The sequence below is a fragment of the Bacillus sp. TH19 genome (assembly GCF_016651075.1).
Lineage (GTDB): Bacteria > Bacillota > Bacilli > Bacillales > Bacillaceae_G > Bacillus_A > Bacillus_A mycoides.
In genome coordinates, this window is the sequence record NZ_JAEKEO010000007.1 from 1,278,123 (window position 1) to 1,292,036 (window position 13,914).

At 36.6% G+C, this 13,914-nt stretch carries 13 protein-coding genes; 12 read left to right on the forward strand and 1 reads right to left on the reverse strand.

The features are described from left to right. Nucleotides 1-104 precede the first annotated feature (104 nt). The 12 genes from JFU54_RS10375 to glcK all read left to right on the forward strand — a co-directional run bounded on the left by JFU54_RS10375 (nt 105) and on the right by glcK (nt 13,638). Nucleotides 105-1,382 (forward strand): MFS transporter, encoded by a 1,278-nt coding sequence (locus JFU54_RS10375; protein WP_002015154.1) that lies wholly within the window; start codon nt 105-107, stop codon nt 1,380-1,382. 109 nt (nt 1,383-1,491) lie between these two features. Continuing rightward, on the forward strand, nt 1,492-3,618 hold the full coding sequence (locus JFU54_RS10380; protein ID WP_002015153.1) for a peptidoglycan D,D-transpeptidase FtsI family protein: 2,127 nt from the start codon (nt 1,492-1,494) through the stop codon (nt 3,616-3,618). Between the two features lie 519 nt (nt 3,619-4,137). After that, nucleotides 4,138-5,055: a PstS family phosphate ABC transporter substrate-binding protein gene (locus tag JFU54_RS10385; protein WP_201064358.1), complete on the forward strand. Its 918-nt coding sequence runs from the start codon at nt 4,138-4,140 to the stop codon at nt 5,053-5,055. A 27-nt stretch (nt 5,056-5,082) separates the two neighbouring features. After that, nucleotides 5,083-6,033: a phosphate ABC transporter permease subunit PstC gene (gene pstC, locus JFU54_RS10390; protein WP_002138358.1), complete on the forward strand. Its 951-nt coding sequence runs from the start codon at nt 5,083-5,085 to the stop codon at nt 6,031-6,033. A gap of 1 nt (nt 6,034) precedes the next feature. Then, nucleotides 6,035-6,901, forward strand: a complete 867-nt coding sequence (gene pstA / locus JFU54_RS10395) for a phosphate ABC transporter permease PstA (RefSeq protein WP_078184436.1) — start codon at nt 6,035-6,037, stop codon at nt 6,899-6,901. Between the two features lie 28 nt (nt 6,902-6,929). After that, entirely contained in the window at nt 6,930-7,745 is an 816-nt protein-coding gene (gene pstB / locus JFU54_RS10400; RefSeq protein ID WP_002088644.1) for a phosphate ABC transporter ATP-binding protein, read from the forward strand. 327 nt (nt 7,746-8,072) lie between these two features. Then, complete coding sequence (gene phoU, locus JFU54_RS10405; protein WP_002015145.1) at nt 8,073-8,729, forward strand: phosphate signaling complex protein PhoU; 657 nt, start codon at nt 8,073-8,075, stop codon at nt 8,727-8,729. Nucleotides 8,730-9,074: 345 nt separating this feature from the next. Further along, nucleotides 9,075-11,429, forward strand: coding sequence for a sugar phosphate nucleotidyltransferase (locus JFU54_RS10410; protein ID WP_201064360.1), 2,355 nt, complete (start codon nt 9,075-9,077; stop codon nt 11,427-11,429). A gap of 69 nt (nt 11,430-11,498) precedes the next feature. Next, nucleotides 11,499-11,648 (forward strand): 50S ribosomal protein L33, encoded by a 150-nt coding sequence (gene rpmG, locus JFU54_RS10415; protein ID WP_001265616.1) that lies wholly within the window; start codon nt 11,499-11,501, stop codon nt 11,646-11,648. Between the two features lie 104 nt (nt 11,649-11,752). Beyond that, nucleotides 11,753-12,331, forward strand: coding sequence for a 5-formyltetrahydrofolate cyclo-ligase (locus JFU54_RS10420; RefSeq protein ID WP_063218896.1), 579 nt, complete (start codon nt 11,753-11,755; stop codon nt 12,329-12,331). A gap of 103 nt (nt 12,332-12,434) precedes the next feature. Beyond that, nucleotides 12,435-12,635, forward strand: coding sequence for a YqgQ family protein (locus JFU54_RS10425; RefSeq protein WP_002015140.1), 201 nt, complete (start codon nt 12,435-12,437; stop codon nt 12,633-12,635). Nucleotides 12,636-12,654: 19 nt separating this feature from the next. Beyond that, the gene (gene glcK / locus JFU54_RS10430) at nt 12,655-13,638 is read left to right on the forward strand and encodes a glucokinase (RefSeq protein ID WP_002034037.1); all 984 of its coding nucleotides are present in this window, start codon (nt 12,655-12,657) and stop codon (nt 13,636-13,638) included. Between the two features lie 80 nt (nt 13,639-13,718). Here the strand turns inward: glcK and JFU54_RS10435 are convergent, their stop codons facing one another. Next, the gene (locus tag JFU54_RS10435; protein WP_002034036.1) at nt 13,719-13,889 is read right to left on the reverse strand and encodes a DUF2759 domain-containing protein; all 171 of its coding nucleotides are present in this window, start codon (nt 13,887-13,889) and stop codon (nt 13,719-13,721) included. Between the last annotated feature and the right edge of the window lie 25 nt (nt 13,890-13,914).

Consider the following 13,914-nt stretch of genomic DNA (forward strand, 5'->3'; position numbering starts at 1 on the left):
GAAAAAAGCTAGGGGGTTTTCTCCTAGCTTTTTTCTATGTTCTCCTTTTACATAATTGAGCTTGTCTTTGGAAGACTAGAACATGAAGTAAAGGAGAGTTGTGTATGAAGTGGAAACATGTAATCGGTGATGTTGAAGTGAATCGGGATTTAGTATTATTGCTCGTTATAGGAGGTTTATACACGCTCGCAATTTCTTTATCGAATACGTTTGTAAACATTTATTTATGGAAGCAAACACAAAATTATGTGAATCTGGGCTTGTATAATTTGGCCAGCGTTGTATTGCAGCCTCTAACATTTCTTGTGGGCGGGAAATTAGCGAAACGTATTGATCGCTCGATTTTATTGAGAATCGGTGTAGGAACGTTAGCTGTTTTTTTTATCGTCGTTTTAGTAGCGGGAAAAAGTGCATCTCACTATATTTTATTAATGGGAGCCCTTTTAGGAGTTGGTTATGGTTTTTATTGGCTCGCTTTTAACTTGTTGACATTTGAGATTACAGAACCAGAAACAAGAGATTTTTTTAACGGTTTTCTAGGACTTCTTACATCGTTCTCTGGAATGATTGGACCGATAGCAGCAGGATATACAATTTCACGTATGGAAAAATGGAGTGGTTATACTGTCGTTTTCTTCCTCTCGTTAATGCTATTTGCGGTTGCGGTCGTTCTAAGCTTTTTTTTATCGAAGAGGGAATGTGAAGGACGCTATGAAATTGTGCAAGTATTGAAAGAGCGGCAAGTTGATGAAAACTGGGGAAGAATTACGCGCGCTCATTTCTTCCAAGGTTTGAGAGAGGGAACGTTTATTTTCGTCATTTCGGTATATGTCTATTTAGCATCTGGTAGCGAGTTAGCACTAGGGAAATATAGTTTAGTGAATTCTGCAGTATCATTTGTATGCTATTATTTAGTTGCTCGTATGTTAAAGAAAGAATGGCGAAAAAAAGCAATTTTACTTGGTGGCATTATTTTATATGCGGTCGTATTTTTAGTTATTTTTAATGTTACATATACGAAATTACTTATTTATGCAGCATGTATTGCGGTTGCATATCCGATTTTACTCGTTCCGTACGGCTCAATGACATACGATGTAATTGGTAGAGCAAAACAGGCGAGAGAATGGCGTGTAGAATATATAGTGGTCAGGGAATTATGGTTAAATGCCGGAAGAATTTGTTCCATTTTAAGTTTTTTATGTGCTGTCATATTTTTTCCGCCTGAAAAAAGTTTACCTTTCTTACTATGTATTTTAGGAGCTGGACATTTTCTTATTTATTTTGCAGTTAAAAATGTCAAATATGATGAGGGGAATGTGAACAAAACCAGTGTTGTAGCGCAAGGAAGCACGCAGAATCAAACTGAACCAGAAGGTTAACTTATCGCGTGTTTTATGCTAGAATAGAAAAAGATGTAAGACAGCAGTGAGGGCACCTGTATGAAGGTGTCCCTTTCACATTACATAGCTGTTGGTAGAGGGGGTTTGTATGAGCAAGAAGCAGAAACAACAAAAGAAAAAGACCCACGTTCCTTTTCGGTTAAACGTGTTGTTTTTTTGCGTGTTTTTAATGTTCTCCGCGGTTATTGTAAGGCTTGGATACGTACAAATTGTTCGTGGTGAGGAATATAAAAATGAAGTTGAGAAAAAAGAAAACTCAACGATAAGTAATCCTGTACCACGCGGGAAAATATTTGATCGTAATGGAGAAGCGGTCGTAGATAATGAGCCTATTCGTACAATTACATTTACAAAAATGAAGGGATCAACTGCAGCAGATCGCTTAGAGACGGCGAAAAAGTTAGCAGATTTAATTGAAGTCCCAACAGATAAGTTAACAGATCGCGATAAGAAAGATTATTGGCTTGCTTTACATAAAGAAGAAGCAGAAGCAAAAATCACAAAAAAAGATCGTGAAGAGTTTAAAGCGAATAAAATTGACGATAAAGAACTAGATGAACGTCAACGAAATCGTGTAACAGAAGAAGAGATTAATCAATTGTCAGCAAAAGATTTAGAAATATTGGCGATCAAAAGCAAGATGGAAAGCGGATATGCAATGACGCCGCAAATCGTTAAAAAAAATGCAACACCGGAAGAATACGCGATTATTAGTGAAAATTTAGCGAAATTACCAGGTGTAGATACAAATGTTGACTGGGAGCGAAAATATAAGTATGACGATATGTTCCGAAGTGTACTTGGTGGTGTAACTTCTTCTGATGAAGGGTTACCGAGAGAAAGATTAGATCACTATCTTGTTCGTGATTATAATCGTAACGATCGCGTAGGAAAAAGTTACCTTGAGCAACAGTACGAAGATAGTTTACACGGCACAAAAGCTGAAGTTAGAAATGTTACAGATAAAGACGGTAATATTTTAGAAACTATTAATGTGTCACAAGGACAACGAGGTAACGATCTGAATTTAACGATTGATATGAAATTACAAAAGCGCGTAGAAGAAATTCTTACAAAAAACTTAATGAGTTTTAAAGGGAGCGAACCTCTTTTAGACCGTGCATTCGTTGTAATGATGAACCCGAAAAATGGTGAAGTTTTATCTATGGCGGGGAAACAATTAGTGAACAAAGACGGCGAAACGAAAGTAGAGGATTTTGCATTAGGAACGATGACAAGTTCTTATCCGATGGGTTCAACTGTAAAAGGTGCGACAGTACTTACGGGGTATCAAACTGGTGCGATTCAACCTGGATCTGTACAGTTAGATGAACCAATTAAATTAAAAGGGACACCTACGAAGTCATCTTGGAAACAGATGGGGTATATTAATGACCTTACAGCGTTAAAACAGTCTTCAAACGTTTATATGTTTAAAACAGCGATGAATATCGCTGGGGTTCCATATGTACGAGGCGGTACGTTAGATATTCCGAAAAGTGCGTTCGATACTATGCGTTACTATTTTGGTCAGTTTGGACTTGGTGTGAAAACAGGCATTGATTTGCCAAATGAAACTGCTGGTCAAATAGGTAAAGGAAATCAACCAGGTTTCTTATTAGATTTATCAATCGGGCAGTATGATACGTATACACCGCTTCAATTAGCGCAATATATTTCGACGATTGCAAATGGTGGATATCGTATGCAACCACAAGTTGTAAAGGAAATTCGTCAGCCATCGGCGAAGCCAGAGGAAGTTGGAAAAGTGGTTCAATCCATGGAACCGAAAGTATTAAATCGTGTTGATATGCCTGAATCACAAATTAAACGTGTTCAAGAAGGATTTAGACAAGTGTTTAACGATACAGGTGGTACAGCTACAAAATACTTTGCAGGTGCACCATATAAAGCCGCTGGGAAAACAGGCACAGCTCAAACTGTATATGGCGGAGATAAAGAGATTGGTAGAAATGCAAAGGGTGAGCGTGTTGAAACATATAACTTAACATTAGTAGGTTATGCCCCACTCGAAGATCCAGAAGTAGCATTTTCTGTTGTTGTGCCATGGGTACATGATGATAAAACAGGGATTAATGGATATATCAGTCGTCAAATAATGGACGCTTACTTTGATTTGAAAAAACAAGCATTAACTGGTGAAGCTCCGCAAGATGAAAAAGCGAAAAAAAATAAAAATCAAGATGATGAATAAAAAAATTGTAAAAAAGCACACTATCTGAAAAGATAGTGTGCTTTTTTTTATGCCTTACGCATATGGTTTAGTAAATGTGGACAAGCATAAAATATTGAAAAAACATGTAGTTTCAAAAACGATGAACACAACAAGATTAGTGCATACGCTCTAAGTTTGTTGTGTGTGATAGGCGATAGCAGTTTTATCCCGCGTTTGAGGGCGGTAAAACTCCCACCTCAAAATTCAGCTGGAGCAAAGAAGTTAGGTGGGAGCCCTGCTGCCCGTAAACGCCCGATTGGTGAAGGCTAATAATCAGTGGGGATGAACAAAACCCCCACTGATTAAAGTTTCGCTTTATGGATGATTAGAAAATTTCCTGCATCTAAAGTACAAAAGTGAAAATAAAGTATGTGTATACAGTTGTTTTTGTGGGACTTTACAAAACTTTTACAAATAATTAAAACCGAATTAATAGTTTAGCAGTATTCTTATATCTGTAATCCTGTTATTTCCGGTTACTTCTAGGAGGAAGAACACGTGAAATGGATGAGCACATCGATTAAGGTTTTGACATTATCGACATGTTTCCTTTGTTTTAATGTGTCTACTGCATTCGCTACAAATGAAATGGGAGAAGTGAGAGTTGATGGATCCTCAACGGTTTTCCCCATTATAGAGGCAGTAGCAGAGGAATATACAAAGGCCCATCCAAACGTGAAAATTTCTATTAGTATTTCTGGGACAGGGGGAGGATTTAATCGTTTCAGTAAAGGAGAAGTAGATATAAACAATGCTTCGAGATTGATGAAACCGGTAGAAGAAAAAGCAATGCAGAAAAAATTCATTCAATTTACACCATTTGAGGTTGCTTATGACGGTCTAACGATTGTTGTGAATCGTCAAAATACGTGGGTAAACAATATGACGATAGACGAGTTACGTCTATTATGGAGTGAAAATGGAAGATTGAAACGATGGTCACAAATTCATTCATCATGGCCTCGTGAACAAGTTAAATTTTATGCGCCAGGCGTAGACTCTGGTACTTATGATTATTTCCAAAATGTTGTCTTACAAAATAATCGCCTTGTAAAAACGGTTTCTTTGTCTGAAGACGATCAAGTTATTATGCAAGGGGTAATGAATGATAAAAATGCCATTGCTTTTGTAGGATATGCTTATTATATGGCCAATCGAGATAAGGTAAAAGCAATACAGGTGGATGGTGTATTTCCAACGAAAGAGACCATTCAGTCGGGTACGTATAAGCCATTATCTAGGCCGCTATTTACGTATGTGAATCATGCATCTATCAGAAATAAAATTAATGTAGCAAATTATGTTGAGTTTATGATTAAGCATGTTGGAAGCCTTGCTGAAGAGGTCGGATATGTAAAATTACCAAAAGAAAAATATAATGAACAGCTGCGAATGTTAACAGAAATAAAAAGGTAATGTCAGGGTGGAAAGGGGTTTTCATCTTTGGCTCATAATGACAAAAGTCAAATTACATTTTCTGTACAACATTTGATTGAGAGAAATACAAATAGAAGAAAAAAAACGCAGCGAATCAATCGAATTGTTCCGTTAATACTAAAAGCCATTGCTAGCGTGTCCATTGTAACGACACTTGGAATTATTATTACGTTGGCAAATGAAACAATCATGTTTTTTCAAAAGATATCATTGTATTCTTTTTTGACAGAGAAGGAATGGTTACCTTTTTTTGAAGATCCAAAATTCGGTATATTACCACTTATATGTGGAACAATCCTTGTAACAGCAATTGCCATGTTCGTAGCAATTCCTATTGGTTTAGGTTGTGCCGTGTTTTTAAGCGAATACGCTTCGAATGGCGCTCGGAAAATATTAAAACCGTTGTTAGAGCTACTAGCAGGCATCCCGACAATTGTATATGGTTTTTTCGCGTTAACAGTTGTCACACCACTTTTACAACGGGTTATACCAGATTTGCAGTTTTTTAATGCTATTAGTCCAGGTATTGTTATAGGGTTTATGATGATACCGACGATTGCGTCTCTCGCTGAAGATGCGATGAGAGCTGTAGCGAAAGGAATTAAAGAAGCCTCATTAGCGCTAGGAGCAACTCGTTTTGAGATGGTAAAACAAGTGGTGTTTCCATCGGCTTTTACGGGCATAATGGCAGCGATTATATTAGCAGCTTCCAGGGCAATTGGTGAAACGATGATTGTTGTTATTGCAGCTGGATCAACACCTAATGTATCGATAGATCCGACTCATTCTATTCAAACATTAACAGCCTATATTGTACAAGTGAGTTTAGGTGATGCTCCGCACGGAACGATTACTTATTACAGCATGTATGCTGTAGGTGCAACGTTATTTATGTTTACTTTTATTATGAATATCATTTCGCAATATATTATGCGCCGTTTTAGGAGGTTGACATAATATGCGAATGTTAAACCATAAGAACATACAAGAAAATATGGCGTCGCGTTTTTTAAAGGATCGGATTTACAAGTGTTTGTTTTATATAGCAATTTTGTTTTCAGTAGTAATACTTTTTATATTGCTTTTTCAAATTTTTGAAAAAGGTATAAGTTATCTTTCAATAGATTTCTTTACAAACTTCGCCTCACGTAATCCGAGAGAAGCTGGGATTGTCGCTGCTTTGTCAGGAACAATACTATTTATGAGCATTGTTATACCAGTCTCTTTTATATTTGGAGTCGGAACAGCTCTTTATTTAGAGCATTATGCGAAGGAGTCCGTTTTTAAAAGGTTGATTGAATTAAATAATCAAACATTAGCAGGGGTACCTTCCGTTGTGTTTGGTTTACTCGGATTAACTATTTTCGTATACGCTCTCCATTTGGGAGAGAGCATAATGGCAGCGGCACTGACGATGAGTTTACTCGTCTTACCAACTGTTGTTGTAGCTAGTCAAGAAGCGATTAGAACTGTGCCGAGCTCATTACTAGAGGCTTCTTACGGATTAGGTGCTACGAAATGGCAAACGATGTATCGAATTGTATTGCCAGTCGCTTTGCCAGGGATTGTAACGGGATGTACGTTAGCGGTATCGAGAGCAATTGGTGAGGCAGCACCATTATTAGTTATTGGGGCCCTTGCCTTTGCAAATTATGTTCCGTTCAGTATGTTTGATAGATTTACGGTTTTACCAATTCAAATTTTTAATTGGATGAGTAGACCACAAGAAGAATTTCAGTATGTAGCAGCAGCTGGGATGATTGTTTTGCTAGGATTGTTGCTCTTTATAAATATATTTGTCTTATGGTTACGAAATCGAAAATAAGTTGGAAGTGGATGAAAGGGGAATTCAAATGGTAGCAACAGTAGTAAATGTACAGGTGAAAAATGAAAAAAAGATTGAGACAGCACCAAAAAAAATAGTATTTGATACGAAAAATTTAAATTTATGGTACGGAGAAGACCATGCTTTAAAAGATATCAACTTAAGTATTCATGAGAATGAAGTAACAGCGATTATCGGTCCAAGTGGTTGTGGGAAATCAACATACTTAAAAACGCTAAATCGTATGGTAGAGTTAGTGCCTATCGTTCGAACTACGGGCGTTATCGAATATAGAGAACGAAACATATTTGATAAATCATATCCAGTTGAAGAATTACGTACGCATGTGGGTATGGTGTTCCAAAAGCCAAATCCATTCCCAAAATCTATTTATGAAAATGTAGCATATGGTCCGAAAATCCATGGTGTTCGTGACAAAAAAACACTTGATGAAATTGTTGAAAATAGCTTGCGCGGCGCAGCTATTTGGGATGAGTTAAAAGATCGTTTGCATGATAATGCATACGGTTTATCTGGTGGTCAGCAACAACGTCTATGCATTGCACGCTGCTTAGCGATTGAGCCAGACGTAATTTTAATGGATGAGCCAACATCGGCGCTAGATCCAATTTCAACATCAAAAGTAGAAGAATTAATTCAGGAGTTAAAGAAAGATTTTAGTATTGTTATCGTAACGCACAACATGCAACAAGCAGCACGAATTTCAGATAAAACTGCTTTCTTCTTAAGTGGAGAAGTTGTGGAATATACAGATACGAACAAATTATTTACAACACCTGCAGATAAGCGTACAGAAGACTACATTACAGGACGATTTGGTTGATATCGCTAGCAAGGCTAAGAGTAAATGCCCTCTTAACAGAGGGCATTTCTCATTTTCACCTCATTTTAAATAGAGGAGTAATATTTCTCTTTTCTCAAGGCTTAATAAACATGCAAGAGGCTGGGTAGGGGATTTATCCCGCTATTTGCCGGGCAGTAAAACTCCCAACTCAAAACTCGGCTGGAACAAAGAAGTTAGTTGGGAGTCGGGCTGTCCATAAACGCCCGATTGGTGAAGGCTAATAATCAGTGGGGGATGAAAAACCCCCACACTGATTAAAGTTTCACTTTATATAAAATGGCACATAATATTGAGGGGGAAGAAATGATGGTAAGAGAACAGTTTCAATGTGATTTAAAGACGTTACAGCAAAAGGTGATCGAGCTTGGTGAGTTAGCAAGTGGAGCTTTATTGATTGCTATGGAAGGTCTTCACAACAGGGATGTAGAGAAAGCGTTAGAAGTCATTGATGGAGATTATCGCATGGATAATTTAGAAGAGGAAATAAATGACCTTGCGCTTATGCTTATTACAAAGCAGCAGCCTGTAGCAAGTGATTTAAGAAGAATTTTCATTTCAATTAAAACAGCGACAGATTTAGAGCGTATTGCAGACCATGCTGTTAATATTGCGAAATCAACAATTCGTCTTGGTGAAAAAGAAGTGGTTGTTAGTTTACATAATCTTGAGGAAATGTTTGAGATTGCTCATAAGATGTTAAATTTAGCATTAGAAGCATATGAGCAAGAAAATTTAACTTTTGCTAAACAAATTGCTGAAATGGATGATTCAGTTGATGAAATTTATGGGAAGGCGATTCGTGAATTTATTTCATCTATCCCTGGACAACCAGAAGCGATTACACAAATTACACAACTATCCTTTGTTGCAAGATATATTGAGCGTGTAGCAGACCATGTTACAAATATTGCCGAGAATGTATTTTATGTAGTAAAAGGAAAGCATTATTTATTGAATGAGTAGGGGGAAAAGTAGGTGATGAGAAATCACCTGCTTTTTTTAGTCAAAACATGACAAAAAAAGCTCGTTGTTTCCTTTAGTCTATGATGATAAGATGTATCATAATTAATGGAAAAATAAGTGCATATATGTTAGTTACGTTTTATTAATTATTTTACCAAGTTAATGGTAAGCGCTTTCTTTTTGATGGGAGTTAAAAGGTACATTTATTTATAAAGTGAGGCTTTAATTAGTGGGGCTGTCTCTCGCTGATTGTTAGATCATACTAAACCGGAATTTTACTGCAGTTAATGTGGGGTAGATGATATACGGAGTTCTTGAACATTATATAAGTGGAGGCTGAAGTATATGAAGGGGGTTATTTTAGCTGGAGGAAAAGGGAGACGCCTTAGACCATTAACATGTAATACTCCAAAACCGATGTTACCATTGTTAGAAAAACCAGTTCTTGAATATAATATTGAATTATTACGTCAGCATGGTATTCGTGAAATTGCAATTACAGTTCAATATATGAGTACTGCCATTAAGCAATACTTTGGTGATGGTAGTAAGTGGGGAGTTAACTTGTATTATTTTGAAGATTCTCCTCCGCTTGGAACAGCAGGGAGTATTAAGCAAGCGGAAAGTTTTTTAGATGAAACATTTGTTGTTATTAGTGGGGATGCACTAACTGACTTTCAATTATCAGAAGGAATTGCATTTCATGAACAGAAGAAGAGAATGGTAACGATGTTTGTGAAAGAAGTAGAAAACCCACTCTCATTTGGCTTAGTTGTAATGAATAAAGAACAAGAAATTATACGATATATAGAAAAGCCGAGCTGGAATGAGGTAGTTTCTAATATTGTGAATACAGGTATTTATATAATGGAGCCAGAAATCTTTTCTTACATACCATCCATGGAATTTTCGGATTTCAGTCATGATGTGTTTCCTTTATTGGCAAATAAAAATGCTTTATTTGCATATTTATCAGAAGACTATTGGCTAGATATTGGTACATTTGATCAATATCGGCAAGCTCAATTCGATTTGTTGACGAAAAAATTGAAGGTGCCTATTCCATATACAGAAGTATTACCGATGGTGTGGATGGGAGAAGGTGTAACGATAGGAAAAGGGACGAAAATTCATGGCCCTTCTTTTATTGGAGAAGGAGCAATGATTGGTGCAGGGGCTGTAATTGAACCGTACTCTATTATCGGGAAAAATAGTATCGTTTCAAGTTATTCTCATCTTCAAAAAAGCATCATTTTTGCAAATTCACATATAGGAAAAAATTGTGAGTTGTTAGAAACAACAATAGGAGATCATACAATGGTCGAAGATGATGTTACACTTTTTCAAAAAAGTATTGTAGCGGATCATTGTCATATAGGGAAAAGTACAGTAATTAAGCAAAAAGGAAAAATATGGCCCTATAAGGAGATAGATAGTCATTCGATAGTAGGTTCTGCCGGTGTTAAAGAGAGTGAAAAGAGTGCAGGATGGTTACAAAAAAGCCGAATTGTAGGAAGGGGTAATGTTGAAATTACTCCTCAATTTATTGTGAAAGTTGCAATGGCTTATGGATCTCTTTTTGCCAAAGGGGAGAGTATATTGATTGGAAGTCAGGAAAATATAGAAACAACTTCCTTTAAAAATTTATTCCTCCATGCCATTCATGGCAGCGGGATTCATACGATGGAATGTAAAGAAATGAATGAGTCGCTTTTTCAGTATGCCATTCATAATTTGCAATGTGCAGGTGGAGTTTTCGTTCAAGTGGAAAGCAAAAGAGGGATTGTTATACAACTGTATGGCAAGGAGGGCTCGTTTTTAACGTATAAGGAGCAAAAAGAGATAGAACAAGTATATATGTCTGAGTCGTTTTATTACGCTTCTGAGAAAGAACTGGGGCGAAATAAGCTAGTTCACGTTTCTGCAAATAATTATGTAGAAGCTGTGTTAGAGCGTATTGATATTGAAACGATACAAAAACAGAAGTTTCATCTTCTTATTAATAAGAGAAATGATATGTTACAACATTTACTTATGATTTTTTTGCAAAGGCTCGGATGCACAGTTACATGGATTTATGCGGGCGAACAAAAGCATCATGTGAAAGCCTTGATGAAATCAAGTAAAGCAAATATGGCACTTATGTTTTCAGAGCAAGGAAATTATTTCGAGTTATATGATAATCATAGTAATATTTACCAGGGAACAGATTTTGAAGAGGTAGATATTCCAGATTTATTACTTGAATCGGCAGGAAATATTTACCCGATGTCTTTGAAATTAGGAGAATGTTACCTTCTATTTTATACGCAGGATGAAAAAAAGTCGTTTCAAGCGAGATGGAAGCGAGATATTTTATATCGAATTGGAAAATTATTCGAGCTAATAGCATTGCAGGGAAAAACATTTCTCAGCATAGTAGAGCAATCACCTCCGCTCTATCTACTTTGTGATGAAGTTGTATGTTCATGGAATGAAAAAGGGAAAGTAATGAGGAAATTATTGGCTGATATGGAAAGAAAGGAAGAAGGTATATTTGAAGGAGTACAGTTCAAATATACCGAAAAAGAGTGGTCTTATATCGTTTCTGACACAAAACAACCGAAATTTTTAGTGTATTCGCATGCTAGAAACCCAGTAATAGCAAGGGAAAACATGAAAAATCTTATAGAAAAAATTAGACAATATCAAAAGGTGTAGAATTTTTATTTTAAAAGTGGTATTATAGTATAGTCTGATTTAAGTTATTAGTACTGGAGGGAAATAAGAATGCGTGTGAATATTACTCTAGCATGTACAGAATGCGGAGATCGTAACTATATCTCAAAGAAAAACAAACGTAACAACGCTGAGCGTATCGAGCTTAAAAAGTATTGCAAGCGTGACAAGAAGTCTACGTTACACCGTGAAACAAAGTAAGCAGTAGGAATATTTTCCTACTGTTTCTTTTTTTATTCGGTTCCTCTGTTAAAAGTGATACACTATCATCGTAGAGCAAAGTGTCACTGTGAGGGGGAAAATGTGTGAGAGAAGAGAAACTACGTTTACGTAAACAAATAATAGAACACATGAATTCTTTATCAGAAGAACGGTATACAACTTTATCAGAGCAAATTGCAGCTTCGTTGTATGCGCAAAAAGAGTGGGTTGAAGCTAAAACAATTGGAATCACCCTCTCGATGGAGCATGAAGTGAATACATATCCTATTATCGAAAAAGCTTGGGAAGAAGGAAAGAAAGTTGTTGTTCCGAAGTGTAATAAAGGAACACGAACGATGTCTTTCCGGAAAATTAGTAATTTTGATCAATTAGAAACAGTGTATATGAATTTACGTGAACCAATTCCAGCGCTTACGGAAGAAGTGAATGCAGATGAAATTGATCTTCAAATCGTGCCAGGCGTAGCTTATACAGAGCGAGGAGAACGGATTGGATATGGCGGTGGCTATTATGATCGTTATCTCGTGCATTATAAAGGGAAAGCGCTATCATTAGCTTATAGTTTTCAAATGGTAGAACATATTCCAGTAGAGCCATTTGATAAAAATGTAGAAAAAATTATTACAGAAAAAGGAACAATGGTTAAAATTGGGCTTGTATAGACAAATAAAAATTGACGAGACTTTTTCTTCGTGATTATAATAAAATATGTGAACGTTTTCTTATTATAATTTTTTATAGTAAGTGAGCATAGAGGGTGATGAAATGATATCCATTTATGATATTCAGCAATTGCTAAAGAAATTTGGCACGATTATTTATACGGGTGATCGAATCGCTGATTTACAATTAATGCAAGATGAATTGCGTGAATTAAATCAATCACAGCTAATCGATCCACAAGACTATCAAACAGCTTTATTTTTGTTGAAGCAAGAAATTCAAAAAGAAATAAATAAGAAATAGATAAAGGTAGGTACGTAACATGGAAGAGAAATGGTTAGTTGGTGTTGACCTTGGTGGTACAACGATTAAATTAGCATTTATTAATGTGTACGGTGAAATTTTACATAAGTGGGAAATCCCTACGAATACAAATGAACAAGGAAAACATATTACACTTGATGTAGCGAAAGCTATTGATAAAAAGTTAGAAGAATTAGGTGAATTAAAAAGTAAGCTAATTGGTATTGGTATGGGAGCTCCTGGTCCTGTACATGTGGCATCTGGAATGATTTATGAAGCGGTTAATTTAGGATGGAAAAACTATCCGTTAAAAGATTTACTAGAAGTAGAAACGGGATTACCTGTTGTTATTGATAATGATGCAAACTTAGCGGCGCTTGGTGAAATGTGGAAAGGTGCTGGTGAAGGAGCAAAAGATTTAATTTGTATGACACTTGGCACTGGTGTTGGTGGTGGTGTTATCGCCAATGGTGAGATTGTACATGGTATAAGCGGTGCTGCTGGTGAGATTGGACATATTACAGTTGTTACAGAGAACGCTTTTCCATGTAATTGCGGGAAGTCGGGTTGTTTAGAAACGGTAGCCTCTGCAACAGGTATTGTACGTGTTGCTATGCAACAAATACAAGAGACAGATAAAGAAAGTGTTTTACGTTCTATGTTAGCAGAAGAAGGGCTTATTACATCAAAAGATGTGTTTGAAGCGCTTGGACAAGGTGACGAACTAGCAGGTGAAGTAGTGGAAAAAGTAGCTTCTTATTTAGGATTAGCTGTAGCGAACCTTGCTAGTACGTTGAACCCAGAGAAAATCGTAATTGGTGGTGGCGTATCTAAAGCTGGAGACGCACTATTAGAGCCAATTCAACGTTATTTCGAGCAATATGCTTTCTCTCGTGCTGTAAAGAGCACAAAGTTAGCAATTGCAATACTTGGTAATGATGCAGGTGTAATTGGAGGAGCGTGGCTTGTAAAAAAGCACAAATACGAGGCGAAGATGATATAAGTTGTGAATAATGAAAAGAGGAAGGGGCCCCCTTCCTCTTTTTATGCAAGATCTTGTTGGAGAATAAAAATGTAAATGGATTAAGCTGGTGGGTACCCATTATATAGAACAGTCATGATTGTAAACCATCCGAAAACAAGTACGGTTGCAATAGCGAAGCCACCCGCGAATAAGTTTTTTTCGCGAAGTGTTCTAAGCGTAGCAAATACAGCTAACAGAGTGACTAGCGTAAAAATAATAACAAGGCCCATACAATATCCTCCTCTGTCTACTCAT

Coding starts and splice junctions, on each gene's coding strand:
- JFU54_RS10375 (WP_002015154.1), top strand. CDS start 105: ATGAAGTGGAAACATGTAATCGGTGATGTTGAAGTGAATCGGGATTTA.
- JFU54_RS10380 (WP_002015153.1), top strand. CDS start 1,492: ATGAGCAAGAAGCAGAAACAACAAAAGAAAAAGACCCACGTTCCTTTT.
- pstA (WP_078184436.1), top strand. CDS start 6,035: ATGCGAATGTTAAACCATAAGAACATACAAGAAAATATGGCGTCGCGT.
- pstB (WP_002088644.1), top strand. CDS start 6,930: ATGGTAGCAACAGTAGTAAATGTACAGGTGAAAAATGAAAAAAAGATT.
- phoU (WP_002015145.1), top strand. CDS start 8,073: ATGGTAAGAGAACAGTTTCAATGTGATTTAAAGACGTTACAGCAAAAG.
- JFU54_RS10410 (WP_201064360.1), top strand. CDS start 9,075: ATGAAGGGGGTTATTTTAGCTGGAGGAAAAGGGAGACGCCTTAGACCA.
- rpmG (WP_001265616.1), top strand. CDS start 11,499: ATGCGTGTGAATATTACTCTAGCATGTACAGAATGCGGAGATCGTAAC.
- JFU54_RS10425 (WP_002015140.1), top strand. CDS start 12,435: ATGATATCCATTTATGATATTCAGCAATTGCTAAAGAAATTTGGCACG.
- glcK (WP_002034037.1), top strand. CDS start 12,655: ATGGAAGAGAAATGGTTAGTTGGTGTTGACCTTGGTGGTACAACGATT.
- JFU54_RS10435 (WP_002034036.1), bottom strand. CDS start 13,889: ATGGGCCTTGTTATTATTTTTACGCTAGTCACTCTGTTAGCTGTATTT.